Origin of the sequence: Lichenibacterium ramalinae (assembly GCF_004137085.1) — a bacterium.
GTDB classification, from domain to species: domain Bacteria; phylum Pseudomonadota; class Alphaproteobacteria; order Rhizobiales; family Beijerinckiaceae; genus Lichenihabitans; species Lichenihabitans ramalinae.
Map to the genome: position 1 here is coordinate 28,182 of NZ_QYBC01000023.1, position 25,748 is coordinate 53,929.

Here is a 25,748-nt window from a genome sequence, read left to right on the forward strand (position 1 = left end):
CCCCCTCCCATCATGCCGGAGGCCTCAAGCGGTCGTTCGACGTTCCGCTGACCGTTGGACGGGATAACCCGGTCGGCGATGGATCGGTCTGGGGATCGATGCACCACCGGTGCCGCCGAATGTTTCTGGCTGGCTGTGGTCGACATGGTAGCGGGAGAGGGACTCGAACCCCCGACACGCGGATTATGATTCCGCTGCTCTAACCAGCTGAGCTACCCCGCCATGCACCGTGTCGTTCGGCGTGGCCGCTGTATAGGTGCCGATCACCCCGCCTGTCAACTGCATCGGCGGCTGTCCGTCGACCGCGCCGTAGGGGAGCGAAGGCTCCTGCGCAGTGGCATGCTGCCATCGTCCAAACGGCGAAAGGGCCCGCGTCGCCGCGGGCCCTTCGAAAGGAATCGTCGAACGCGCGCGGCCGAAGCCGCCGGCGGTTCAGCGGTTGAGCGCGTCGTGGGCCTTGTCGGCGACGTTGTTGGCGGTGTCCTTGACGGCGCCCTTGGCGTCACCGACGGCCCGCTGAGCATCGCCCTTGGCTTCCTGGGCGGCGCCCTCGGCCTGGGTCTTCTCCGAGCCGGTCAACTCGCCGATGCCCTGCTTGGTCTTGCCGATAGCTTCGTTGGCGAGGCCCTTGGCCTTGTCGGTGAACTCGCTCATTGTGCTCGTCTCCCATGGACCGCGCCATTTCGGCTGCAGGTGGAAAGTCAACGCTGCCGGGGTCTCCTTGTTCCTCGCCGCACGGTGCGATCGCCCAAGGCGTCATCACCATGGCGCATCCTTCGGCAGCCCGCTCCGAGGCCGGGACGGTTCCCACGGTCCCATCCAGCCTTTAAGATGCGGCCGGGCCGATTCCGCAGGCAGGACGAGCGATCCATGACGAGATGGGACAGGACGATGCAGGTCGCGCTGGGGGCGGCCATCGCGCTGGCGCTGGCGACCGCCGGTTGCGAGTCGACCAAGAACCCCTACGACCCTGACAAGCCCCTCGACAAGATGACCAAGGAAGAATGGTGCGCCTACTACGCCTTCTACCTGACCAACCCGAACATCGGCGAAGGGACGCGCGCCAGCGCCACCAAGCAGATGCGCAACCGCGGCTGCCCGGGGGTCGCCTGACGGCACCGGAGCGCCGCGCGGCCTCGCCGAGCGGAACGCGGTCGAGGCGCGGGCCGCTCCGTCAGCCGGCGCGGGCCGGCGCATCCAACACCGCCCGGACCGTCCGGGCGAGGTTCGCGCGCCGGTAGGGCTTGGCGATCGTGGCGAAGTCGGCACCGCCCGAATCGGTGCGGTCGATGCCGGATTCGGCGAAGCCCGTGGTCAGCAGCACCTTCAGGCCCGGATAGCGCCGCTGCGCTTCCCGGGCGAGGCTGACGCCGTTCAGGCTGCCGGGCATGATGAGGTCCGAGAAGAGCAGGTCGAACCCACCCGCCAGCTTGGCGAGGGCGTCCTCGCCGTCGCGGGCGACCTCCACGGTGTAGCCGCCGTCCTCCAGCATGGTGCGGGCGAGTTCGGCGACCTCGGCCCGGTCGTCCACGACGAGGATCCGCTCGCCGCCGCCCGGGCCGGCGTCGGGCCGGGCGGCGGGCGCCGGGGGCTCAGCGTCGGTTTCGGCCGCCGGGAGGTAGAGCCGCACCGTCGTGCCGGTGCCGAGGGCGCTCTCGATCCGCACCGCCCCGCCGCTCTGCCGGGCGAAGCCGTAGACCATGGACAGGCCGAGCCCCGAGCCCCTGCCCTCCGGCTTGGTGGTGAAGAACGGGTCCATGACCCGCTTCAGGACGGATTCGGGCATGCCCGATCCGGTGTCCGACAGGGACAGCGCGCCGTAGCGGCCCGGCGCCAGGCTGCCCGACAGCGGGTCGCCGGCCCCGACGTCGCAGTTCGCCGTGCCGATCGTCAGCGTGCCGCCGTCCGGCATGGCGTCGCGCGCATTGGCCACGAGGGCGAGGATCGCCGCCTCGGCCTGGCTTGGGTCGAGGCGGGAGTTCCACAGCGCCGGGTCGAGGCGGGTGACGATCGTCGCGCCGTCCCCCAGGGCGCGGCCCAGGCGCTCGCCCATTCCGGCCACGAGGTCGTTGAGGCTCACGGCACGGCCCCGGAGCGTCTGCTTGCGCGAAAAGGCGAGCAGTTGCTGGGTCAAGGCCGTCGCACGGCCGGCGGCCTCCGCCATGGCGCCCACCTGCCGGATCAGCCGCGGGTCGCCGGATGCTGCGACATGGTCCTTCACCCCGTCCATGTAGCCGGTGACGACCTGGAGGAGGTTGTTGAAGTCATGCGCGATGCCGCCCGTGAGCTGGCCCACGGCCTCCATCCGCTGCGCCTGATGGACCGCCTCCTCGGCATCGCGGCGGCGGGACACGTCGAGCTGCGAGGCGAAGAAGAAGGCGAGCCTGCCATCCCGGTCGAGCACCGGCGAGATGAACAGCGCGTTCCAGAAGGCCGTGCCGTCCCGGCGGTAGTTCAGCATTTCCGTCGCGATGTCGGTCCGGGTCCGGACCGCATGCCGGATCCGCTCCACGGTTTCGGGGTCGGTCTCGGGCCCCTGCAGGAAGCGGCAGTTGCGCCCGACGACCTCGGCTCGGTCGTAGCCCGTCAGGGACAGGAAGGCGTCGTTGGCGAAGACGATGGGATTGTCGGGCCGGTTGGGGTCGGACAGCACCATGGGCATGCGGCTCGTGCCGATGGCGGCGAAGAACAGGCCGTCGTCGGCCATGCCGGCATCGGGTCGGCCGGTGCCGCGCAAGCCGGGGCCGGGGGTCGCCCCGCCCCGCGACGGCGCGTCGGAATCCGATGGCATCGCGCGCCTCCCCTGCCTCGCACCGGGCCGCGCCGGTGCATCGGCCTCGTCAAGCCGCGAAGCCGCCCCCGGGATCCATGCCCGGCGGCGCGCCACGGCCGGCAAAGCGCAGCGGCGGGCCGCCGGCCGCCGCTTCCGCGCGGAGTTCCTTGTTGCATCGCAACAGGCAACGGCGTTAAGCTGCGCCATTCGACTGGACCCGGTGCAAATCCGGGTGGCTCTTCCGGCCGCCGATCCGCCGGACCACGCAACAGACCTGCCCGTCCTGCGGCCCGCCTTCGCGCGGAAGCCGCCCGAGGCCGTCCCTTGCGGGAATTTCCATCCATGTCCTCCTCCACCATCCGTCGGGAGTGGTTCACACGCCCGATCCGAGAGATGCTCGCCGGCGCCGTCGCGACCTTCGCGCTGATCCCCGAAGTCATCGCCTTCTCCTTCGCGGCCGGCGTCGATCCCGAGGTCGGGCTCTACGCCTCCTTCGTGATCTGCGCCGTCATCGCCGTCACGGGCGGCCGCCCCGCCATGATCTCGGCGGCGGCGGGCTCGGTCGCCCTGGTGGCGGCGCCGCTGGTCCACGCGCACGGCCTGCCCTACCTGCTGGCGGCCGGCCTCCTCGCCGCGCTCATGCAGGTCGCCTTCGGCGCGCTGCGCCTGGGCGTGCTGATGCGCTTCGTGTCGAAATCGGTGCGCACCGGCTTCGTCGACGCGCTCGCCATCCTGATCTTCTCCGCCCAGGTCCCGCAGGTGCTCGGGGGCGGTTGGATGACCTATGCGGTGCTGGCGGCCGGGCTCGCCATCATCTACCTCGTGCCCCGCATCACCACCGCCGTCCCCTCGCCGCTGATCGCCATCCTGGCGCTCACCGCCGCCGCGATCGCGTTCCACCTGCCGGTGCGGACGGTGGCGGATCTCGGCCACCTGCCGGACGGGTTGCCGCGCTTCGCCTGGCCCTCCGTGCCCTTCACGCTCGACACGCTGCGCATCGTCGCCGGGCCGGCCCTCGCCATCGCCATGGTGGGCCTGCTCGAATCCCTCATGACGGCGAGCGTGGTCGACGACCTCACCGGCACGCCGAGCGACAAGAACCGGGAATGCGCCGGCCTCGGCCTCGCCAACCTCGCCGCCAGCCTGTTCGGCGGCATCGCGGGCTGCGGCATGATCGGGCAGACGGTCAGCAACGTGAAATACGGCGGCCGCGGCCGGCTCTCGACGCTCTTCGCCGGCGTGCTCCTGCTCGTCCTCACCGTGGCGCTGAAGCCCTGGATGGCGCAGGTGCCGGTCGCCGTGCTGGTGTCCGTCATGGTGATGGTGTCGATCGACACCTTCGACTGGTCCTCGCTCCGCACCCTCGTCACCCACCCGAAGGTGTCGAGCGCCGTGATGCTGGCGACGGTCGCCGTCACGGTCGCGACCGCCAACCTCGCCATGGGCGTCGCCGTCGGCGTGCTGCTCAGCGGCGTGTTCTTCACCTTCAAGGTCGCGGGCCTGCTCGGCGTCGTGTCGAGCGTCGAGCCGGGCACGGGCCGCCTCGTCTACCGCGTCACCGGCCAGGTGTTCTTCGCCTCCGCCGACGCCTTCGTGGACGCCTTCGACACGGGCGCGGCGGCCGGCGCGCCCGGCGTGCTGATCGACGTTTCGGGCGCCCATTTCTGGGACGTCACCGCCATCGCGGCGCTCGACAAGGTCGTCGGCCGGTTCAAGGCCCAGGGGGTCGCGGTGGACCTCGACGGCGTCAACCGCGCCAGCGCCACGCTGATCGAGCGGCTGGACAAGACGGAAGCGCTGGGCGGGGCGTGACGTCCCGCCCGGCCCCACGACTGCGTTTGCCGCCGCGGTGCCGCCGCACTGCGGCGCGGTCGCCCTGCCCGGGCCCGGCGCGTCAGCCGGCCGCCGACACGGCCCGACTGCCGCCGAGATAGGCGGCGGAGATGTCGTCGTTGGCCCACAGGGCCTCTGGCGTGCCGCTCAGCGCCAGGCGGCCCGATTCCAGCACGTAGCCGCGGTCGGCCACCGAAAGGCCCATGCGGGCGTTCTGCTCGATGAGGAACACCGTGGTGCCGCGGCGACGCACCTCGGCGATGATGCGGAACACCGCCTGGACGATGACGGGGGCGAGGCCCAGCGAGGGCTCGTCGAGCAGCAGCAGGCGCGGCTTGGCCATGAGGCCCCGGGCCAGCGCCACCATCTGGAGCTGCCCGCCCGACAGCGTCCAGCCGAGGGCGTCGCCGAAGCGGGCGATATCGGGGAACAGCTCGAACATGGCGTCGGCCTCGGCGCGGATCTGCCGCTTCGACAGGCCCGACCGGTTCGACGCCCCCAGCATGATGTTCTCGCGCGCCGTCAGCCCCGGGAACACCCGGCGCCCTTCGGGCACATGGGCGACGCCGCGACGCACGATCTCCTCGGGCCGGCAGCCCATGAGCGAGCGCCCCTCGAACAGGATCTGCCCGGCCCGCGGCCGCACCAGGCCCGAGATCGCCTTCAGCGTGGTCGATTTGCCGGCGCCGTTGGACCCCAGCAGCGTCACGACCTCGCCGGGCTCCACCGTGAGCGACAGCCCTTCCACGGCCCTGACCTCGCCGTAGCTGACGGAAAGATCGCGGAGTTCGAGCAGCGCCACGGGAAGCTCCTGTCAGACCGGGGCGAGGTCGGGCCGGGGGCTCGCCGCCTCGGCGCGGCCCGCGCCCCCCTGCCCGGCATCCTCGCCGAGATAGGCCGCGATGACGTCGGGTTCGCGCAGCACCGCGGCGGCGTCGCCGTCGGCGATCCGCCGGCCGAAGTTCAACACGGTGATGCGGTCGGCGACGTCGCGCACCAGGGTCATGTCGTGGTCGATGATCAGGATCGTCAGGCCCTTCGCCGTCATGCGCCGCAGCAGCGCCGTCAGCGCGACCTTCTCGCTGGCGTTGAGGCCGGCGGCGGGCTCGTCGAGCAGCAGCAGCACCGGGTTGCCGGCGAGGGCCCGGGCGATCTCGACGAGGCGCTGGTGGCCGTAGGAGAAGCTCGCGACGGGCTCGTCCGCCCGGTCCTCCAGGCCCACGAAGGCGAGGGCCGCCCGGGCACGGGCCTCGAGCGCCCCCGCGTCGGCGAGGCCGGCCGGGTTGTCGGGCCGCTCGGCCCCGACGATCACGTTGTCGAGCGCCGTCATGGACCGGAACAGCCGGATGTTCTGGAAGGTGCGGCCGAGGCCGACCGCGGCCCGGGCGTGGGGCGGCAGACCCGTCACGTCGCGGCCGTCGATGCGGATGCGGCCCGCCGTGGGCACGTAGAGGCCCGACAGCAGGTTCAGCGTGGTGGTCTTGCCGGAACCGTTCGGGCCGATCAGCGCGTGGACGCCGCCGCGCGCCACCGCGAAGTCGATGGCGTCGACCGCCTTCAGCCCGCCGAAATGCTTGGCGAGGCCGACGACCTCGAGCGCCGGGTGCGGGCCGGGCGCCGCCCGCGCCAGCACGAGGTCGCCGGCCCGGTCCGGGGCCGGGGCAGCCTTGCGGAACCGGGCGAGACGCGCCCCGACGAACCCCCAGATGCCGACCGGCATGAAGATGATGATGAGGATGACGGCGAGGCCGTAGAGCGCGAGGTAGAGCCCCGGGATCTCCTTCATGAAGCGGAGCCATTCGGGCAGCAGGATGAGCAGGGCCGTGCCGATCACGGCGCCGGCCGGCGAGCCCACGCCGCCGAGCAGCGCCATGGTGAGGAAGACGACGGATTCGGCGAAGGTGAACTGGTCCGGGCTGATATAGGCGAAGCCGCCCGCGAAGAGGCCGCCGCCGAGGCCCGCCAGCAGGGCGCCGATGGCGAAGGCCAGGATCTTGGTGCGGTACACGTCCACCCCGACGACGCCGGCGGCGAGCTCGTTGTCCCGCACGGCGCGCATGGCCCGGCCGAGCCGCGTGTCGGGCATCCGCCAGACCGCGTAGGCCACGGCCGCGAGGGCCAGGATGCAGAAGGCGAGGTAGCGCTGCCCGTCGGCCAGGCCGGCGGGCCGCAGGATGCCGGGCACGCCGTCCGGCCCGCGCGTGACCGGGATCCAGTTGACCAGCACCAGGGTGAGGATCTGCTGGAAGCTGATCGTCACCATGGCGAGGTAGTGGCCGCCGAGGCGCAGCGTGGAGGCGCCGAGGGCGCCCCCGAGCACCAGGGCGGCGCCGAGGCCGAGCCCAAGGCAGAGCCAGAAGTCGAGCCCCCAGGCCGTGGTGCCGAGGCCGACCGCGTAGGCGCCGATGCCGAAGAAGGCCGCCTGCGCCAGGTTGATCTGGCCGCAGAGCCCCAGCACCACGGTGAGGCCGATGACCGAAACCGCGTAGGTGGTGGCCTGCATGAGGATGTTGAGGGCGTAGCCGCTGAGCGGCAGCGCCCCGGCCAGCACGGCCGCCAGCAGGGCGAAGGCCGCATAGGCCAGGGTGCCGCCCAAACGGTGGGGGACCGCGGAGGCGCGGGGCGCCATCACGCCTTCTCCGCCACGCGTTCGCCGAACAGCCCCTGCGGCCGCACGACGAGGAAGACGACGAGGACCAGGAAGCCTAAGGCGTCCTTGTACGGCACCGAGATGTAGGCGGCCCCGAAGGTTTCGATGACGCCGAGCGCCAGGCCGCCCACGATGGCGCCGGTGACGTCGCCGAAGCCCCCGATGATGGTGGCGGCGAAGGCCTTCAGCGCGATCGTCGACCCCATGCCGATCGACACGAAGAGCACGGGCGCCACCAGGATGCCGGCGATGCCGCCGAGGACGGCGCTGTACACGAAAGTCAGCATGATCATGCCGGCCACCGGGATGCCGAGCAGCGACGCCATCTCCTTGTCCTGGGACGTCGCCTGCAGCTTCTTGCCGACGAGCGTGTGTTCGAAGAACCAGTATTGGAAGGCGACCAGCACGGCCGTGACGCCGATGATGAGCAGGTATTGGCTGTCGAAGAACACGCCGCCGGCCAGGATGCCCTGCGTCTCGAACCAGCCCGGCAGCACCTGGGGCTGCGGCCCGTAGAGCGCCAGCGTGGTGTTGGCGAGCAGGATCGAGGCGCCGATGGTCGAGATGATCACCGGCAGGTAGGAGCGGTGGCGGAGCGGATAGTAGACGCCGAGGTTGAACAGCGCCCCCAGCACCGCCATGCCGCCGAGGGCGGCGAGGAAGGACAGCCAGTAGGGCCAGCCGAGGTCGACGGCGAAGACCACCATGAGGAAGGCCGCCACCATGGAGAACTCGCCCTGGGCGAAGTTCACGACGTTGGTGGCGCGGAAGATCAGCACGAAGCCGAGCGCCACCAGCGCATAGACGGCCCCGATGCCGATGCCCGTGAACAGGAGCTGGGGGACGAGGTCCAAGGCGGGTCAGTCCTGGAAGTCGACGCGCTTGGCGAAGCTCATCTTGCCCTTGTCGTTCCTGACGACGTTGTAGCCGTGCAGCCCGTCGCCGTTGCCGTCGAAACTGTAGGTGCCCTCGGCCCCGGGTACGCCCTTGACGGCCAGCAACGCTTCGCGGATCGCGCCCGGTTCCGTCTTGCCGGCGGCGTTGATGGCCCGGGCCAGCACCGTGACGGCGTCGAAGGTCCAGGAGGACTGGTTGTCGGGCTCGAGCTTGTAGGCATCGCGGTAGAGCTTGCTGAAGGCCCGCGACGCGTCGCTGGCGTCCTCGGCGTAATCGGCGACGCCGAACGTGCCGTAGAGGGCCGGGCCGGCGAGCTTCAGGGCCGTGACGTTGGTGATCGACGGCGAGCCGACCCAGGGCACGGCGACGCCGAGCTGGCGGAGCTGGCGGGCGAAGATGCCGAGGTCGTTCTCGAAGGTGAAATAGGAGCCGATCACCTCGACGCCGGCCTGGCGGATCGCCAGCACCACCGGCGTGAAGTCCTGGCTCTGGTTGGCGTAGCCCTGGTCGAGCGCCACGGTCGCGCCGGCCTTGCCGAGCGCCTCGGTCAGCGCCTTGGCGCCGCTGGTGCCGAAGGCGTCGGTGGAATGCACCACGGCCCACTTCTTCTTGCCGAGCGTGCCGATGCCGTAGTCGGCGATGACGCGCGCCGAATAGGTGTCGTTCGGCCGGAAGCGGAACAGCCAGGGATTGCCGAGATGGGTCAGGGTCGGGTCCGTGCCGCCGAAGCAGACCGGCTTGGCCGCCTTGAGGATGTCGGGCGCCATGGCGTGGTTCTGGGTCGAGCGGATCGAGCCCAGGAAGGCCACGATGTCGGGCTGGGACGCCAGCTTGGAGAAGGCCAGCACGGCCCCGGGATTGGTGGTCTGGTCGTCCTCGGTGACGAGTTCCAAAGGCTTGCCGAGCACGCCCCCGGCCTTGTTGACGGCGTCGAGCGCCAGCTTGGCACCGCCGAGGGCGAAACGCCCGGCATCGGCGCCCGGCCCCGTCACGGGCAGCACCATGCCGACCCTGACGGTGGCGTCACCCGCCGCGAAGGCAGCCCGCGTCGGCGCCAACCCCGCGATCCCTGCCATCGACAGGCCGGCCCCGCGCAGGACCGCGCGCCGCGTCACGTTCATGGTCACGTCTCCACCCGTGGCCCGTCTTGGATCGGGCCTTGACGGGAGTGGACACCACGGCGCCCGTCCTGTCCAGGGCGGAAAAGCCGTCGGCCGCGAGCCGGCGCGGCCCCGCGTGGGCCGGCGGCGCGCATCACGGGTCGGGACAGAAACCAGGAGAACGCCAGCCGATCGACCTCGGCCATGAGGCCCGGCGGATGCGGCGGTCTGGAGCGGATGGAAGGAGTCGAACCCTCGTCTGCAGTTTGGGAAGCAGATCGGGCGCACGATAATCGTTGAGCGCCGTTGGATAAGTCGGACCGCCCTGCCTTGCCCCATCGGGCGCCTGATAACTGCCCTTCCCGGGCGCCCAATCACACGCCTTTGAAGCGCCCAGGGCGGGCCGTGGTCAGCATGGCCGTGGTGTCACCGTCCGCGATGTACCAGACGGTGAGGATCGTCGGTTTTGTGCCGTCTGGACAGGCGATCGGCCCCGTGATGCGGTGCTTCACCGCGTCCGGCACGGTGAGCGAATCGCCGGGCCATCCAGCGAACGCTTGCCGCACCAAGGCGAGAGCAAACTCCTCCGGCCGATCACGGCTGAAACCCCGAGCGAGAAAGAACGTGGCCTTTCCTCGACCCTGCGGTGAAGTGAGGTCGAGCAGGTAGTGTGTGACTTTGGGCGGATCGATGCCGAGGTGTGTGACGACCGCCACGCATCAGGCCTTGACGAGATCTGCCGCATAAATCGTGGCGAGCCCGACCTCGAACTCGACCTCATACGCTTTGCCAGCCCCGTAGACTGCCACGACGGTGCCCAGGCTGCCGGAGATGACGACCTCCTCCTCGTCGGTCACCACGGCATGCAGCACGCGAACGAGGTCGAGATTGGCGAAGGTAGCAGGCTCGGCTTCCTTGAAGGGGTAGGTGAAGACGGGTGCGTTCATCGTGTCGGCCTCCCGGCTTGCGTGGCTCGCAGGATAACCGCTGCGGTTATGAAAATGTCCTTCACACGAGGCTTCGTCAACGTGCGGCGTGTCACGCTCAGCGTGTGACGAACGATCGCCGTTCAACGTGGTTTCCGCGTGTCACAGGGAATGAGCATCGTACGCGAGACGCGCGGCATGACGACTGAACGCAAAAAACCGCCCGCCACTCTCTCGGGCAGCGGGGCGGATCCTCGGCTGTGACCACAGTCTGGCCGGGTTGGTGGTCACAGCGTCCGGAACGAGACCACGCTCGCGACCCTGTAGCCTCCCCGGCTTGGCTCCACCACACCGGTCACCGTCACATCGCGCCCGCGCCGGTGGGCCTCCAATGCTTCGGCATAGGCCACTGGCGTGAGGCGCAACCGAACCGTCACGTCCCCAAAGTCGTCGCTGGCCCACCTCACGCCGATCTCGCGGCCGCCGGGATGGAGCAGGTCGTCGGGCGCGTAGGGCGACGCAAGCTCAACGACGCGGCCGCTGACCGTCGCGACGGTCTCGGGCGGCTTGGCCCGGAGTTGGTTCCCGGCCTCGCGGATCAGCTTGACGGCGCCGGTCTTCAGCATGACGGGCTTCCGGCCGACCATGTCTTCGGGGAGGGTCCAGGCTGGCGAGAAGGTGAAGTCGAAGGTGACGCGGTCGGCCTCCGAGCGGTCGAGCAGGCGCGCTAAGACGAAGCAGGATTCTGCGTTCAACCCGCGAGACGCGGCACGGACGATGGGCGAGGGCTCGGCAACTTCGACCGCCTCCCGGATTGCTTGCAGGCCCACGGCGATCCGTTGAACGATTCTGCGGGCCGGAGGGGCCGGGCTGTTTGGCTGCTCTAGTCTGCGCTCGGGCTGTGGGCCTACGTAGGACATGACGCGGAAGCCGAAGCTGCCTTCGAACGTGTGGGCGAAGCGGCACGCTTCCGCATAATCGTGAGCCGATGGGCCGGGCTTAGAGGATGCGACGGCCTCGAACTCGGCGTAGGCTGCGCTGTACATCAGGGTGCGGGTCTGGTGGAGAAGGCTGTCGGCCACCTTAAGCGGGATGCTGCCGCGGAACTCGCTGCTATCGGGCAGCGCCGCGTCGAACAGGTCGTAGCCCAGGCCGCGCACCTCCTCGGCGATCGTCGCGATCGGCCGCTCGTTGATGTCGGACAGGGTACGCAGCGCCTGATCGACGAAGCCCTCAGCGCCCGAGGTCGCGAGGTCGCGGGGGACTAGGAGCTCGAATTCGCCATAGGCCCCGACCTCGCGGACGTAGAGGCTATAGTCCTCGTCGTCGATCGGTTCCAGCATCCAGCCTTGGCGCTCGAGATAACCGCGAAGCAGGCTGGGATCGGGCAGTGCGATGGTCATTCGCGCCTCCGCCGCGATGGCATGCCGCGGGCGAGGCCCATCAGCGTCTTTAGCCCGTCCGGCGTGAGCAGGTTCCGCCTCGGGATATCGATCGTCTGCGTGGTCGGGTTGGTCGTCCGCTGGTCCTTTCGCGCGTCGTACCAATAGCAGCAGTGACGAAGCGTGGTGTCCTCCTCGGCGGAGTCCAGCCAAGCCGCCTCGTCACGCGGGAGGCAAAGCAGGGTCAGGAACATCGGGGCGAGCCGGTGCCGACCGATCATTGCGTTCAGCGTTCCCGCGTCGAGAGCGTAGACCACGGACTCCCCCCTGAAACGCCAGTCCACCGTGCTCTTGAGCTGCAGGTCGAACTTGAACCCGTCTTCCTTACGCTTGCCTGTCTCTGGGTCGATGCCCACGCTGTGGACCGTGTAGTCCACGCCGTAGTCGAACTCCCGGTAGGACACGTTGTAGCCCGCCTTGGCGGCCGAGGCGAACAAATGTGCGCGGCTGAGTAGTTCCTGCGTGTGCTGCCGAGTGATCAACTCCCTCGCCCCATTGATGTCGCCCGCCGGGTGATTCGTTCCGGCGATTGAATCAACGCCACCCCGAGTTGTCTAGGGGGACGACGGACGGTGATGAACGGATCACCACCGCAGCAAGTGTCGCGGTTTCAGTTCGCCATCTCGGGATCATCGGCGGTGCAGGCGCGTCAGGTCGGGGGCGCCCCGCCCTCCACGAGGCTCCGCCCCGGCACCACGCTCCGGTCGTGCGGCGGGTGTAGCCACTGGAGCGCCGCCGCGATGTCGTGCAGGTAGGTCAGCATGATGGCGAGCAGCACGCCGATGCGACCCAAGCCCCGATCTTGACCCAGCGCTTCGGGGGCACCTGCTTGTCGAGCGCGCTCGGCGCCAGCAAGTGGAACAGCGCGCCGGCGCCGATGACGAACAGGATGTAGCTCGTGATGTCGGTGTTGGCGAACCAGTCCGGCATGCCGAGGGCACGCCGGGCTATGGACCAGCCCGAGCGGATCGCATTGCCCTCCAGCCGCAGAAGATGCCAAGCGTCAGGAACACCGTCTTGTCGGCCGGCTGTTCCTGGAACACGGCTTCGACGGGGGACGGCAGGAACGCGATGCAGACCGCGACGCTGAGCGCGATGTCGACCGATCTCAGGACAGCGATGAGCGGGGGAGCGTCCGTCATCCAGGCGACGGTGAAGAAGGCGACATGGGGGAGAACGACCCAGCGCAGGAAACGCGGGGCGGTGAGGCGAAGGGCGATGCGGTGGACCGTGCTCTGAGGTGGCTCCGCTTGTTTGAACAGCGTGCGTCGCTTCGTTGGGTGGATTCCTGCCGGGTTCAAGCCGCCGCGATCTGCGGTTGCCTGTCGAAATAAGCTTGATCCGGCGTCCTCCGGTCAAGGCTCGCGTGCGGCCTGCGGCCGTTGTAGAGGGTCAGGTCGCGGCCGATCGAGGCCCGGGCTTCGCCGACTGAGCCATAGCCCGGAGGTCGATCTCCTCGTATTTGATCGAGCGCCAGAGCCGTTCGACGGAGACGTTGTCCCTCCAGGCGCCCTTGCCGTCCATGCCGATGGCGGTCCCAGCCCCGAGCAGCACGGCAGTGAACTCCCGGCTGGTGAACTGCGAGCCCTGATCCGTGTTGAAAATGCCCGGCCTGTCATGCCGGGCGAGCGCCTCATCCAACGCTTCGACGCAGAAGTCCGCCTCCATGGTGATGGAGAGCCTCCAGGCGAGGACCCGGCGCGAGTACCCATCGACCACCGCCGCCAGATAGACGAAGCCGCGGGCCATGGGCACGTCGGTGATGTCCCATCACCCAGGCCTGGTCGGGGCGGTCCACCGCCACGCCGCGCAGCAGGTCGGGATAGATCTTGTGACCCGGTGCCGGCTTCGACGTGCTCGGAGTCCGGTACAGCGCCTCGATCCGCATCCGCTTCATCAGCGTCGCAACGTGCCGGCGCCCGACCTCGAAGCCCTCCCGGTTCAGGAGATCACGCAACATCCGGCTCCCCGCGAAAGGGAACTCAAGATGGAGTTCGTCCATCCGCCGCATGACGGCGAGGTCCGTCGGCGACACGGGATGGGAAAGGTCGTAGACACTGCCCCGGCTGATCCCGAGCGCCTCCGCCTGCTTGGTGATCGGCAGCCCATGATGGCGATCGATCATCGCTTTGCGCTCAGAAGGCCGGCCTTGCCGAGCGCGCCGGACAAAAATCGTTGGTCAACGTCAGTTCGCCGATCTTGGCGTGGAGCGTCTTCACATCGATGGCCGGCGCCGCCAAGCCTGCCTTCGGCTCCGATCCGAAGACCTCGGCGGCGCCATCTACGAGCCGGGCCTTCCACGTCGTGATCTGGTTCGGGTGCACGTCGAAGTGCTGGGCCAACTCGGCCAGCGTCTTCTCTCCCTTCACGGCTGCCAGGGCCACCTTCGCCTTGAAGGCCGGAGCGTGATTGCGGCGCGTTCGCTTGCTCATCGTCTCTCCCGAGCCGCCGCCACTCTGCCGCCGTCAGGCCGGCAATCCAATCAGCCAGCCTGTTCAGATGTCCTGAACCACCTCAGTCCGCCCGAACAAGGGCGGTGCGCCTCGCATCTACTGGCGCGTCTCAAAGGAAGCCAGGGCCGCCGGCTTTACGCCGGTGACGGTCCGGATCCACGAAACCGACGACGACGCTATCGCGGCCCGCTGTCGTGTTCTGCAAGCCGAGACGGCGCAGTGGTGGGAGTTCCGCCACGTCGAGGCGTTCATCGCCAGGCTCAGGAGATGGATCGACCGTCGCTCGCCCTCGGTACGGCGCTGCAATGGGAGACGCTGCTCCGCCAGCGCGACGTCATCGGCGAGTGGGAGCCCTACAGGGCTGGCGACAAACCGCCGGGAGGCTGGGCGCTCAACGGCCGCGCCTGTGTCAACGGCCTCTTGTGGGAGCACATCGCCCCGGACTGGACCATGAGCAAGCGCACCACGAAAACGGGAGCCGTGGTCACCTTCGACCTGACAGCCCTGCCCCTGGCTCTGACCTAACTGCAGCGCGTGAAGCTCGCCACGGCGCCATCATCGACGACGAGGCGGTCGGTCGCCCCTATGCGGAGAACCGCTATCAGCAGGAGTGGCGGAAGGTGGCTGATGCCGCGGGGATCACGCGCGGGGTGTGGAACATGGACGCGAGGTCAGGAGGAGCGACGGAAGCCGACGAAGCGGGCGCGGCGAGCTCCGACATCCAGCGCGTCATGGCCCATAGCGATCCGAAGACGACGTCGCGCTGCGTCAGCGGCAATGCCCTGGAACAGAGCCGGCGGGTCGCCGCTCAGCGCCAAACTTTGCGGTCTCGGAAGAGCGGCTGCTCCGCGTTGGAACTCATTTTCCAACGAACAGGGCTAAGTGCTGTGCGGCGACGCATCTTGTTGGATGCGAATACAGGGCGTCAGCGCACAAGCGACACATCGGTTGGACGAACCGACGCAAGCCGATGGATAATCCGGCTCCAGCGACACATCCCGATTTACCACGGCCTAGTTGCGGCTGTCCCTTTATTCTACCATCACGCTTTGCTCGCGACACGACGCCGTTCGGCATGGCTGTTCAGTCATGGCTTGGGGGTTGTGGTCGGGGCTTGGTCGCGATCAGCGACGGTAGGTGCAGAACCCCGGGTCGCCCTGTAGCGCTTCAAGCGCGGCCGGGTCGCCTTCCAAGGCCTTTCGGGTCACGGCGGCGCACTTCGACTGCGGCCTTTCCAGGTACATCATCGCCACGTTGCCGGCGCAGGCGCTGCAGAGGCCCATGGACAGCAGCTTGTTGTCGAGGTCGTCGTAGCGCAGGTCCCTGGCGGGCACCGCCGAGCGTATGACGTCGAGTTCATACGTCTTCATCCCCTCCTCGAAGGCGTAGGCCTTCGTGCCCGGTTTGCAGTTCGTGAGGCGCAGGGCCTCGACCCGCTTGCCACCGATCGTCACGTGCATCGGGTAACAGTATCCACCGTGAGAGCAGATCGAGTCGTCCCCGGTCGCCGTCTCGACGCGGTATTGGGTCACGGCCGTGTCGTACTGCCCCTTGGCCAGCATGGATGACGGGCTTTCGATCGCGGCGACGTCTCTCAGCGCGATCGCCTTGCAGACGTCCGCGGCCTGTGCGGCATCGACCGATAGGACCGCCAGCGCCATCGCGCAGAACCACTTCGTCATGCCCTCTGTCCTTCTTTGGTAGGCATCTTCAGGACAACAGCTCGATCTGACTGCCGCCTGTGCCCGATTTCGCGCGCCTCGCCCGTCGTGCGGCCCAGGCCCGCACCTTCGCGGCAACCTTGGGAAGGTCGGGAGCGAACGCGCCGATCGCGCCCTCAAGGCTCATCCCGTCCTTCACGGCATCTCGGATCGCGTGTTCGGCGTCTCGCGCGTCATCCTCGGGCGTCAACATCTCGTCCTCTCCGATCTCGCCGATCTGGCCCTCGTGCCAGGGCGGAAGACCGGTGCACATGGCGAGGTCGGCCGCGATGGCGACGATGGCGTCACGCCCCTCCACGCCCCGCAGCAGGTCCAGCGGAATGCCGTTCGTGCCATACAGCGCGCCGGCGATGGCGCCGGTGATGGCGCCTGTGGCGTCGCTGTCCCCCGAGTGGTTCACGGCGGCCGTGACGGCGGCGTGGAAGTCCGAGGTGGACAGGACGCAGTAGACGGCGATCGCCAACGCCTCAGAAGCGACGAAGCCTTTCCCGATCGTCTCCACCGTCTTCCAAGACGGCGGACCGCCGCGTGCGAGGGCCTGTGCCCTTTCGGCGAGGGACCTCACCTCACGGCCGGCATGATCGTCGGGTGCCATGCTGAGGGCATAGCCGACGGCCTCGGCCAGTCTTTGCCCGCACGTCAGACGCGACAGGATCGTCGCCAGGACGCCGGCCGCGGCTTTTGCGACAGGGTGGCCGTGCGTCAACCCTGCTACCGCCGAGGCCCTGGCGAACACGTCCTCGGGCATCATGATGGGGTGGGCGAGGCCGATCGGGACGACGCGGAGCATGCAACCGTTGCCCTTGCTGTCGTTGACGGCCACCTCGCCCCCGGCGGCCAGCGCGCGGGCCGTCGTCTGACCGTGCGGTCGCCTCTCGCGCAGGAAGGCGTGCTCGGTGACAGCACAGGGCTGCATCGCCTCGACGCACCCCGTCTGCCCCAAGCGCCACTCGAGGCAGGCTACCCTGACCCTGTCGAACTCGACGGCGACGTCGAACAGCATCATGGACCCGTCCGGCGTCCCGGCATCCTCTTGGTCGTCGGCGATCTCCACGGAGGCCAGGCCCGCCGCGACGCAGATCATGATCTGCGCCTCGCCGGACAGCGTGCCGATCCTCCCGGACGCCTCGGCAAAGCCGGTGAGGCCGTCGGCGCCGAACCGCTTGCGGATGTCTGCCGCGCTCAGACCCTCGACGGGCAGGCCGAGCGCGTCCCCGATGGCGGCCCCCATCAGGGAGCCCGTGATGCGCTCGGCGAGGACCGGTTCGTTCAGCACGCGAGCCTCGGCGGCCAGCATGCCCGCTCGGATGGTGATGGACCGCAGCAGGCCTTTCCTCGCCGCTCCCGCATACCAGCCCCCGGCGAACTTCTCCCCGCTGTTGACGTAGCATAGGACGGCGTCGAGCCGTCTGGCGCAGGCCTTCCTCAACCTCAGCCATCCGTCATCGTGCGCGGAGGCGATCCGGCCTGCCCTCTGATCGTAGCCGACCGTCATCCAGCCGCTTATGGCGCACAGTTCGATGAAGCTGGCGACGGCGTCGTCCAAGCCTTGGGCATCGTCGTCGCCACCACCGGCGAAGTTCCTCGGCTCGAGGGCCTGCTGCAAGCAGGCGAGCAGCGCGACGTTCCACGGCGTAGGGGTGCCCGTCCGCAACTCGAGCGGAGGCCAACTCTCGAAGGGGCGAAGTACGTAGTCGTCGAACTCGTAGACCTTGGCGAGTTCGAGAGCTCCGAGATCGACCGGTTCCGAACCTCCGCTCGGACGATCGGTCGATCCGCCTACGACGATGCGATGGATCGCCCCATCGGGCGCGACGTGCCACAGACCGGCCGCCGCGAAGGCGATCCACTGCTCCCCGCCTTCGAGCGCGTCGGCGGCCGACCAGGTCTGCCGCAGGATGACGGGCCGGAGCACGGCGTCCTCCCTCCGCGTCAGGATCACGTGGATATCGCCGGCGCAGACCGGCAGGTAGGGATGGTATCCGGCTTCGAGGGCCGCGTTTACGAACGCGTTACGCGTGATGACACCTCTGGCAACGTTGGTGAAGTCGTCGCTGCCCACGTTCTTCTCCGAATCGCTCGATCCGGCCGATCGTACCGTCATCCCCGAATGATGACCTAGTCCCATCATCGTACCCTGATCGCTCAGACCTCGACCGTGTTCCGTAGCTCTGCCCTGACGTCGAGAGGGTCGGCTTGAGAGCAGCGGTTCACAATTTCACGCTGCGATGTCTTTCAGGCCATAGCGACGAGCATCCGAATCGCAGAAGCTTCCTCTTGTTAGTCGAACGCTTCAGCCGCCCTGCGAGCACCCTGTCAACTTCGTTTGTTCTGGACCCCAGATGATCGCACCTAGGTCAACAATGCTAGTCGCTCTGGCTCCAGCCCTCACAGTACTACTCACTGGGTGCTCCTCTCTCGACACATCGAAAATGGCTCGGAACCAGGATAGCATGTGCTCATCCCTTCAGAGGACCCAGACAGTCGAGACAGAGCGTGCGGGCCTTTCGATGAAATCAGCCTCGCACTTCCTGGAGCAATCCAAGGATTACGGTTCTCGATCTGATATCGCATCGTTGCGGACAACTAGAGCCTTGCTAGGCGCTGCGAAGAGAGACCTGGAAGAAGCGAAGACAGCAGCTCAATATAGGTATATCGATGGATGTTTCGTCGAGGGAGGAATGAACGACATCGCGCGTATCGACGGCGCACTGATCGATGTGTCTCAGTACGAGAAGCAGATTGCTTCGATGCTTGAGCCTTATAGCTGATTCCTGTTTTCGATTTCGCCTTGGCCACGCTTGCGGCGGACTGCCGCCCATCTTCTGGATCTCATCAAACCATCTTGAAGCTATCGTTGGGCCTGACGAACTCGACCCGATGCTCGTCCTCGGCCCACGGCCGGTGTCGTACGGGCTCCCAGGCCCCGAACGTCCTCAGGTCGAAGGGTCGGTCGCTCGGCTCGAGCCCGCCCTTCAGCATGTGGAGCATCCTCTCGATGAGGTCGACCTCGTCGGCCCCGTATCGGGCCACGAAGTCCATGCCCGTCTCCTTCGGTCCGCGCGGGCCTACGGGAACGCCGAAGTGGACGATCTTCGCCGTGATCCGGGCCACCAGGCCCGTCGCGTCGATCTCCACCTCCATCTCGGGCCATAGGGCCCGCTCCCGCACGACGGCGAGGAGCTGGTCGCGCCGGTTCGCGAAGTTCGCCCCCTCGATGGCAAGCTGCGCGCTGATCGAATACCCGTAGGTGTTCCTCAGGCTGGAGTGACGACGCTCGCCGTCGAAGTCGTAGCGGACGTCGACGGGCCACAGCCTGTTGAAGGTCGAGAAGAACGCCGACTGTCCCTTGATCTGCCACAGGCTGAAGGCGCCCTGGTTCTGGCCCAGGAAGGCGGACATCCTCTTCCACACGATCCGGGCGCCGTCCGACGCCTCCGGGTCGGCGGCGAGCCCGAGGGCCGCCCCGACCTGGGCGCGGTCGAAGAAGTAGGCCAGGTTTTGCTTCCCCTGCGCCATCTTCGGATCCGTCACCGTGATGGCGGGGGCGATCCCGCGCTTGCGCAGGAGGTGGACGGCCTCTGCGTTCGTGCAGCCGAGCGCCCCGGCGTAGACCTTGGCGACGGCGTAGCGCCGGAAGAAGGCGATCACGGCGTCCCGGTCGAGCCGGTTCTGGCTGGTGTCGTCGAGATCCCCGCCGAAGTGGCCCGCGGTCGACAGGATCTTCAACGCGGAGGTCTCGATCTCGAGAAGCGCCGTGGCCTCGCGCACGGGCATGCCGTCCGACCCGCGCTTGCCGCGGGTCGCCATGCCGGACAGGCAGCGCTTGGTGAAGCCGTGCCACAGCGGCTGGAAGTTCGGCCAGACCTCGAAGTCGCCGAGCCCCCGGTCGCGCCCGACCCTCTGGACGCGGATCTCGCCGGCGAAGACGGCCCGGAAGAACTCGGGCACGTCGAAGCGGGTCACGTCGAGCAGCTCGGGGATCGTGATCGACTCCGGCCACGGCGCGGGCATGTCGGCGAGCTCGAGGTCGAGCAGGGGCTCGGTGGGGATCGAGTCGAGGAAGGCTCGGAGGACCTCCCGCTCGAAGCGGTCCTGGTATCCGACCTTGCGGCCGTCCTCGCGCTGGCCCCAACGCGAGCCGACCTTCGGGATGTCACACGCCCGGGCCACGTCGAGGAAGACGTCGTATCCGACGCCGAGCATCTCGGCGGCCTCGGCCCGCGGCACCGACCGCTCGAGCGCCGCCGCGACGTCGGGCACCATGGCCCGGGGCATCAGGAACGGCGCCCCGGTCCCGCCCTTGTGGGGGAGCAGGAGCCCGAGCTCCCCGGCGATGGACGTGACGACGTCCACGGTTTGGCCCACCTCGGCCGCCACCTCCGCCATCGTCATGGCCGCGCTGGTGGCCGTGGCCTCCCGCGTCGCCTCGCGCCTGGCGTGGCGCCCGAGTTCGACCGCCACCTCGCCCATGGCGTCGACGATCTCGCGGCAGAGGCCGCCGCGTTGCAGGAGGTTCGGCAGGGCCCATCCGAAGAGCGTTTTGGCGCCGAAGGTCGCCGGCGGCGCCTCGGCTGCCACGTCGCGCAGCAGATCCTTCAACGCCGTGCGCCCGGCGGACAGCACGGCGAAGCCGGCGGCCTTCGTCGAAGCGGCAGCGGCCGAATCGAGGCCGAGCGGTCGCGGCGTGGCGGCCTGCCACCCCGTCTGCCTCAGGCGGCCGACAACCTCGCAGGCCTCGACGGCTTGGCCGAGCGTGGCTTCGTCGAGGAAGGGCACCTCGCGCCGGGGCACCAGCCCGAGGCGGCCGAGCGCGTAGGCCTCGAGCGTATCGGGCATCCGCTCGAGCCGGGGCGAGCGTTGCGCGATCTGGACGCCTCCCGGCGTGTAGGTCATCTCCGCCGTGTGGAAGTAGGCGCGCGTGCCGTCGGGGAGCCTGTCCGACACCGGCAGGCCGTGGAACGGGCAGACGTGGACGAACGTCAGGTCCCACCAGGTCCTATGGTAGGCGTCCTCGGCGAGGCAGGCCCGGCAGTGCTTCCGGTACCGACTGGACCAGTCGTCCCGGCGGATCGTCTCGCCGGCCAGGACGCCGGTCGAGCCTTCGAAGCGGGGCGTCCAGTGCCTCAACGATTCGATGTGTCCCTTGGGCAGCCTCTCGTAGCCCGACAGGGCGACCAGACATCCCTCGACGTCGTCGGAGTCGTTCAGGCCCAGCTGGCGCGCGAAGGCGGCGGCGCTCTCCAGATGGTTCCTCGATGTGACCCTGAGGAAGAAGCCGTGGGCGGGCTCGCCCACCTTCGGCTTCGTCCACCGCATGATGTACCTGCGGCCGCGCCTCCTCTCGAGCGGGACGGCGGTCGCCGTCCGATCCTCCACCGGGCTGGTCATCGCCGCCTCTTGGTGAGGGTCGCCTTGGTTTCGGCCCCGCGGTTGGCGCCTCCCCGGCTCCCCGTCCTCGGTGGGCCCTTGTCCACCTCCAGCATGTCCCGGATGCGCCCCGCAGCCTCATCGTCGTCGTCGTCGAAGTCGCTCCGCGCCGTCCCGGGGTCCCGCACGTCGATCGCGGATTCGAAGGGGTCCCACGCATCCCCGCGTCGGCGTCGAGACTGCGCCGCCGCGTGGAAGTCGTCCATGGTGACGCTCGCGGCGCCGTTCGACATGGCGATGTTCGTCGCGTCGATGAGGTAGTTCATCGCCAGGCCGAGCTTGCCGGCCGACACGTGGTAGAGATGCGCGGCCAGGACGGGCGCATCGAGCTTCGAGCGCTGCCGGAAGGGCAGCATCCTGTCGATCGTGCCCAGGGCGAGGTGGAACTCGCCCGGCCCCGTGCCGTCACGCCACGCCGACGGTTCCAGCCACAAGGTAGGGAACTGTCCTCGTCCGACGAGGGATTCCTCCGACCTCACCACGAGGTCGATCGGTTCTGTTCCGACCAGGACCACGTTGCAGGAGCGCGCCTCGGCGAGGCCGATGAGGAAGCCCTTGACCTGATCGGCGGCGCTCGGGTTCGCGAACATCCATTGGGCGTCGTCGATCACGACGAGCTCCACCCCGTACTCGACGACGTCGCCCCTCACGAGGTCGAGGAGGGCCGCAGCGCTCGCCCGCCCCTTTCGCCTGACGCCGGCGGCGTCGGCCAGGGCCTGGGCGAAGACCAGAGGCGTCCATCGCTTGTTGCAGTCGACGTAGACCGCCCTCGCCATGACGGCCTCGTCCCCGTCCACCTCCCCGAGCGAGTTGCAGTAGGCCTTGACGGCCCAGGACTTCCCCACCCGCGACGGCCCGAGGATGCCGCACACGCTGCCGCGGCTGTGGCGGCCGCCGGGCACCGGCATGTGCTGAGATTGGAGGAACTTGACCGTCCGTTGGAACGTGGGCGTCGGCGCCAGCAGCTGCATGACCATGCGCTGCCGCTCGGCCACGGGCTGGGACGCGGCCCACTCCCGTTCCTTCGCCGTCTCGAACGCGTCCACGTGGAAGTCGGGGAACGCCACCATGCTATTGGTCCTTGGTCTCTGGTTCGGGATCGCCGGGTCCGGGCTCGGGCTTTGCCGGCTCGTTCGCGGGCGCCGGATGCACCGACCTGTGCCGCTGCGCCGCGCGGAGGCGGCTGAAGACGTCGGTCTCGTCGCGGGGCCCCGGGGGTGGCACCGGCCTCGTGGCGGTGGGGGGCGTCGGCGCGGCCTCGCCGACCGGCTTCGTCCTGGTCTCCCCCGCGGACGGTTTCGCCGCGTCGCTCGTGACCTTCGGGTTCGGGCTCGACCGGAACGCGCCCATGTCGAGCGTGCCCCAGCCCCGCCGGTCCCTGATCGCCTCCATGTCCTCAGTCGTGAGGGGATCGGCGTCCGGTTGCGGTCGACGCTCCGCCTCGGCCTCGGCTTCGGCCGCCAGGCGGCGCGCCTCGATCCGGGCGGCCACCTTCGCGCCGCGGTCGACGCGCTCCGGCAGGGGTTGCGACGTGTCGAAGGTGTCGCGCTCGGTCCCGGCCGCGGCCGGCCCCGCGGCCGTCGCCGCCACGGTGTCGATCGACCCGGGCGGCGGCGGGTCGATGCCCGCGGGGGCCGTCGGGTCCACGAAGGCGGCCGACAGGGCCGGGGAGAACGCCGGGCGCGACACGGTCGAGGCCTCCTCCCGGCGACGCCCGTGCTCGAGCCAGCGCGCCAGCCTCTTGTCGTGGCCGTCCTGCCTGCGCTGCTGGAACAACAGCTCGACGTAGCGGTCGACCTCCTTGCGGGCCCTCATCAGCACGTCGACCGGGTCCCGGTCCGCCGCCCGCCTCAGATCGGCATCGGCGTTCGCCTTGATGACGTTGTGCTGGTGCAGCGTCAGCCCGCCCGCGTAGTCCATCCGCGTGGCCCCCACCTTGATGACGCGCCCGCCGTCGAAGGGGTTGGTGACGTAGACGTGGCCGATGTCGAAGGGGTCGCGCCTGACGAGGTACTTGCTCCCCTCGTGCTCCCTGCCCTGCCATTCCTTCTTGTCCCTGCCGGACTTATGCCCCGCCTTCCCGGTGATCGCGGCCAGGGCGATGGACTGGTACTGGATGTGATCCCAGTAGATCCCGCCGTCCTCGGTCACGTGGCAGCGCTTGCTGTCACCGGCGAGCCAGACGAACGTCTCCTCGCGCGGCAGCGGGGCCATCTCGACCTGGCCGATCTTCTCGTCCCACAGCACCTCGGGGATGCCCTTCAGCCTCTTCATGAAGCCGAGCCCCTCGTGTTGCCCGGGGTTGTGCTTGTCCGTGATCCAGCTCGTGACGAAGGCTCGCAGCCGGTCGATCGTCACGGTCGGCTTACCCGCCAGGTCGGCGTACCTCTTGCGCTCCTCGGCGTTGGAGAAGGTGGCCGCCGGCAGCTTGTGCATCGCCGCGTTGATGACGCCGATCAGGCGCTCCGTGCCGCCCTTCAGGCTCGGCTCGGCCGGGAGGAACTCACGGATCTCGAAGCCGAGCGCCGCCGACGTGCGCTCGATGTTGTTCCCGACGAAGTGGAGGGCCTTGTCGACGTAGAGCCTGGTCGGTCTGCCGAACATGGGCCAGGGGCGCAGGCTGGGGTACTCCGACATGTCCTTCGGATACATGGCGTGGCGCAGGCCGTTCACGAACGAGGCGAAGCTCGGCGCCTCGAAGCCGATCGACACCCCGAGGAACGCGCCGGTCGCCCGGTCGCGGAAGGCGATCAGGTCCGGGCGGCCGAAGATGACCTTCCTGACGTCGTCGACGACGATCACGTCGCAGGGCGTGTGGTCGCATTCGACCTCGGACAGCGGCAGCTCCGGCAGCGGCCTCTCGTAGGACCTGGCGTGCTTGCGCCGCCCCCTCCGCTCGCCGAAGCGGGAATCGTCGCGGAGGAACGCATCGACCTCCTTCATGCGCCTCTGGAAGGTCCGCAGGGTCGGCATCGTGACCTCGGCGAGGGTCGGCTCCTCGTCGAGTTTGGTCCCGAGCAGCGCGAGGGCGAGCTTCTCGTGCCCCAGCAGGTCGGAACGTCCGAGCTCCTCGAGCCGGACCTTGAGTGCGGCGGCGGCGAAGCCCCGGGCGTCCTCGCCCGTGCCCTTCGCCAGCCCGAGCGCGTTCTTGACGCCTATGTCCACCATCTCGTCGACGAGCTCGGAACTCACCTTCCAGTCCCGGTTGCCGGTGTTCGGGGCGAAGTGGAGGCATTCGAGCGGGAACAGCTCACCCTGCTCCTCCCAGACGTCGACCCAGTTGAGCACGCTCTGGTAGCAGGGCGCCTTGGTGCCGCCGACCTTCTCGAAGGTGCGCGCGATCTTGGCTCCGACGTCGGGGCGCGACCGGGACGCGGGGTGCGGTTCGGCGTAGAAGGCGTCGACGAACGCCCGCCGCCATCGGCAGAGGGCGAGCTGCTCGGCAGACAGGTCGAGCAGGGTCGGCCGCGGGGTCACCGCCCTTCCCTCGGCGTCGAACACGACCCGGAACCGCCCCTGGCGGCACAGGAGGGCGATCTGCTCGTCCGTGAGCGTGGTCGGGCGGCCGAGGTCGTCCTCGAACTGGACGCGGCTCGCCACGCCGTCGTGGCGAGGCCACCTCTTCACCACGCTGAGGCGCCGGAGCGTCCGTTCGGCGAGGGCGCCCACCTCGACGATGATCCCCTTCGGCAGGAGGATCGTCGGGGCCGCGGCCTCGTGGGGGAGCGACCGCGTCGCGAGCGCCGCCTTCAAGGAAGCGGCGCCCTGGCCGGAGCCGAACCGACGACCGTCCCGGGGCCGAGGCGCTTATCGAGCTCCAGTGTCACCAGGCCCAGGATCGCCATCTCGACGATGCGGCTGAAGGCGCGGTCGGTGTGCGGGTGGGGCTGCGACAGGGCCGCCTTCGCCGCGATGGCCGCCACGGTGGCGGGCAGCCCGAGGATGGCGATCGCCGCGTCGACGGCGGCCTCGGCCTCGGCATCCATATGCCAGGGACGCCGTTGCAGCATCACCCTCACGTTGCTCGCGCGCGGCTCGATGCGGAGGACGTCGCTGGTCACGGTCGAGAACACGGCCCCGCGGTCGGCGTAGCACCGGGTCAGGACGTCGGCCCGAGCCTTCCACTTCGGCAGCATCGCGTACTTGGCGAGCTTGAAGTCCACGACGGCCACGCGGCCGTCGTCCATGCGGATCGCGAGGTCGGGGACGTAGGTCCGGATCTTGGTCCCGCGCCCGGGCACGTGCTCCTCGAAGTGGAGCCGGTGCGGCTGGGCCGCCATGAGCCGGCACCGCGGGTTCACCTCGAAGTGGCCGAAGCCGTCCATCTCGAGGTTGGTCTCGCCGCGAAGGGAGTCGAGCGTGCCCTTCTTGGTCGGGAACCGGCCCGGCATGGTCGGCCGTCCCGACCTGCGCGGGATGACACGCACGGGCAAGGCGCCCTTGCTGAGGCCGAAGTCCGGTGGGAACACCTCTGAATAGAGCGCCATTCGCGATCGCCTGTTGGTAGGGTCACGATGACGCCA

22 protein-coding genes, 1 tRNA gene, 1 pseudogene and 1 other annotated feature are annotated in these 25,748 nt (G+C 69.1%); of the genes and pseudogenes, 3 read left to right on the plus strand and 21 right to left on the minus strand.

The window, feature by feature from the left end:
• Window positions 1-145 precede the first annotated feature (145 nt).
• Both D3272_RS22535 and D3272_RS22540 read right to left on the minus strand, forming a co-directional pair.
• A tRNA-Met gene (locus tag D3272_RS22535) sits at window positions 146-222 on the minus strand.
• Window positions 223-432: 210 nt separating this feature from the next.
• Window positions 433-654, minus strand: a complete 222-nt coding sequence (locus D3272_RS22540) for a CsbD family protein (RefSeq protein WP_129221467.1) — start codon at window positions 652-654, stop codon at window positions 433-435.
• Window positions 655-870: 216 nt separating this feature from the next.
• On the opposite strand from D3272_RS22540, the gene D3272_RS22545 reads away from it, so the two are divergent.
• Window positions 871-1,113, plus strand: coding sequence for a hypothetical protein (locus D3272_RS22545; protein ID WP_129221468.1), 243 nt, complete (start codon window positions 871-873; stop codon window positions 1,111-1,113).
• Between the two features lie 61 nt (window positions 1,114-1,174).
• On the opposite strand, the gene D3272_RS22550 is transcribed toward D3272_RS22545, so the two are convergent.
• Window positions 1,175-2,791: a histidine kinase famiy protein gene (locus D3272_RS22550; RefSeq protein ID WP_129221469.1), complete on the minus strand. Its 1,617-nt coding sequence runs from the start codon at window positions 2,789-2,791 to the stop codon at window positions 1,175-1,177.
• Window positions 2,792-2,983: 192 nt separating this feature from the next.
• Window positions 2,984-3,039 (plus strand) — a sequence feature (sul1 is cis-regulatory element that is thought to sense ions involved in sulfur or methionine metabolism; They are found in Alphaproteobacteria).
• A 76-nt stretch (window positions 3,040-3,115) separates the two neighbouring features.
• Here D3272_RS22550 and D3272_RS22555 point away from each other — a divergent pair.
• A complete protein-coding gene (locus D3272_RS22555) occupies window positions 3,116-4,585 on the plus strand; it encodes a SulP family inorganic anion transporter (protein WP_129221470.1) in 1,470 nt (489 codons plus the stop codon).
• 82 nt (window positions 4,586-4,667) lie between these two features.
• Here the strand turns inward: D3272_RS22555 and D3272_RS22560 are convergent, their stop codons facing one another.
• The 12 genes and pseudogenes from D3272_RS22560 to D3272_RS22605 form a co-directional block, all read right to left on the minus strand.
• Window positions 4,668-5,408 (minus strand): ABC transporter ATP-binding protein, encoded by a 741-nt coding sequence (locus D3272_RS22560; RefSeq protein WP_129221471.1) that lies wholly within the window; start codon window positions 5,406-5,408, stop codon window positions 4,668-4,670.
• Between the two features lie 12 nt (window positions 5,409-5,420).
• Entirely contained in the window at window positions 5,421-7,235 is a 1,815-nt protein-coding gene (locus tag D3272_RS22565) for a branched-chain amino acid ABC transporter ATP-binding protein/permease (protein ID WP_129221472.1), read from the minus strand.
• Window positions 7,235-8,110, minus strand: coding sequence for a branched-chain amino acid ABC transporter permease (locus D3272_RS22570; RefSeq protein WP_129221473.1), 876 nt, complete (start codon window positions 8,108-8,110; stop codon window positions 7,235-7,237). Before D3272_RS22570 ends, D3272_RS22565 begins: the two co-directional genes overlap by 1 nt.
• 6 nt (window positions 8,111-8,116) lie before the next feature.
• Window positions 8,117-9,274: an ABC transporter substrate-binding protein gene (locus D3272_RS22575; protein ID WP_129221474.1), complete on the minus strand. Its 1,158-nt coding sequence runs from the start codon at window positions 9,272-9,274 to the stop codon at window positions 8,117-8,119.
• A gap of 353 nt (window positions 9,275-9,627) precedes the next feature.
• A complete protein-coding gene (locus tag D3272_RS22580) occupies window positions 9,628-9,969 on the minus strand; it encodes a DUF6883 domain-containing protein (protein ID WP_129221475.1) in 342 nt (113 codons plus the stop codon).
• A gap of 3 nt (window positions 9,970-9,972) precedes the next feature.
• Window positions 9,973-10,200, minus strand: a complete 228-nt coding sequence (locus tag D3272_RS22585; RefSeq protein WP_129221476.1) for a DUF4926 domain-containing protein — start codon at window positions 10,198-10,200, stop codon at window positions 9,973-9,975.
• A 266-nt stretch (window positions 10,201-10,466) separates the two neighbouring features.
• Complete coding sequence (locus D3272_RS22590) at window positions 10,467-11,582, minus strand: hypothetical protein (protein ID WP_129221477.1); 1,116 nt, start codon at window positions 11,580-11,582, stop codon at window positions 10,467-10,469.
• Window positions 11,579-12,103, minus strand: coding sequence for a DUF4365 domain-containing protein (locus D3272_RS22595; RefSeq protein WP_165361480.1), 525 nt, complete (start codon window positions 12,101-12,103; stop codon window positions 11,579-11,581). The genes D3272_RS22590 and D3272_RS22595 overlap by 4 nt, the downstream gene beginning before the upstream one ends.
• 167 nt (window positions 12,104-12,270) lie before the next feature.
• On the minus strand, window positions 12,271-12,399 hold the full coding sequence (locus D3272_RS28250) for a hypothetical protein (RefSeq protein WP_281011002.1): 129 nt from the start codon (window positions 12,397-12,399) through the stop codon (window positions 12,271-12,273).
• Window positions 12,378-12,551 (minus strand): hypothetical protein, encoded by a 174-nt coding sequence (locus D3272_RS27500; RefSeq protein WP_165361481.1) that lies wholly within the window; start codon window positions 12,549-12,551, stop codon window positions 12,378-12,380. Before D3272_RS27500 ends, D3272_RS28250 begins: the two co-directional genes overlap by 22 nt.
• Window positions 12,552-12,568: 17 nt before the next feature.
• Complete coding sequence (locus D3272_RS22600) at window positions 12,569-12,922, minus strand: hypothetical protein (RefSeq protein ID WP_129221479.1); 354 nt, start codon at window positions 12,920-12,922, stop codon at window positions 12,569-12,571.
• Window positions 12,919-14,053 (minus strand): annotated as a pseudogene (locus D3272_RS22605) (IS3 family transposase). Before D3272_RS22605 ends, D3272_RS22600 begins: the two are co-directional and overlap by 4 nt.
• Before the next feature lie 288 nt (window positions 14,054-14,341).
• Here D3272_RS22605 and D3272_RS22610 point away from each other — a divergent pair.
• The gene (locus tag D3272_RS22610) at window positions 14,342-14,599 is read left to right on the plus strand and encodes a hypothetical protein (protein WP_129221480.1); all 258 of its coding nucleotides are present in this window, start codon (window positions 14,342-14,344) and stop codon (window positions 14,597-14,599) included.
• 599 nt (window positions 14,600-15,198) lie between these two features.
• Here the strand turns inward: D3272_RS22610 and D3272_RS22615 are convergent.
• From D3272_RS22615 to D3272_RS22640, 6 genes are all read right to left on the minus strand, one after another.
• Window positions 15,199-15,756: a hypothetical protein gene (locus tag D3272_RS22615; protein WP_129221481.1), complete on the minus strand. Its 558-nt coding sequence runs from the start codon at window positions 15,754-15,756 to the stop codon at window positions 15,199-15,201.
• Between the two features lie 28 nt (window positions 15,757-15,784).
• Window positions 15,785-17,857: an ADP-ribosylglycohydrolase family protein gene (locus tag D3272_RS22620; protein WP_165361482.1), complete on the minus strand. Its 2,073-nt coding sequence runs from the start codon at window positions 17,855-17,857 to the stop codon at window positions 15,785-15,787.
• 773 nt (window positions 17,858-18,630) lie between these two features.
• Complete coding sequence (locus D3272_RS22625) at window positions 18,631-21,114, minus strand: TniQ family protein (RefSeq protein WP_165361483.1); 2,484 nt, start codon at window positions 21,112-21,114, stop codon at window positions 18,631-18,633.
• Window positions 21,115-21,182: 68 nt separating this feature from the next.
• Window positions 21,183-22,295, minus strand: a complete 1,113-nt coding sequence (locus tag D3272_RS22630; RefSeq protein WP_129221484.1) for an AAA family ATPase — start codon at window positions 22,293-22,295, stop codon at window positions 21,183-21,185.
• Between the two features lies 1 nt (window position 22,296).
• Window positions 22,297-24,978 carry a Mu transposase C-terminal domain-containing protein gene (locus D3272_RS22635; protein WP_129221485.1) on the minus strand — a complete coding sequence of 894 codons (2,682 nt, stop codon included), beginning with the start codon at window positions 24,976-24,978 and terminating at the stop codon, window positions 22,297-22,299.
• Window positions 24,975-25,712 (minus strand): hypothetical protein, encoded by a 738-nt coding sequence (locus D3272_RS22640; RefSeq protein WP_129221486.1) that lies wholly within the window; start codon window positions 25,710-25,712, stop codon window positions 24,975-24,977. The genes D3272_RS22635 and D3272_RS22640 overlap by 4 nt, the downstream gene beginning before the upstream one ends.
• Window positions 25,713-25,748 lie beyond the last annotated feature (36 nt).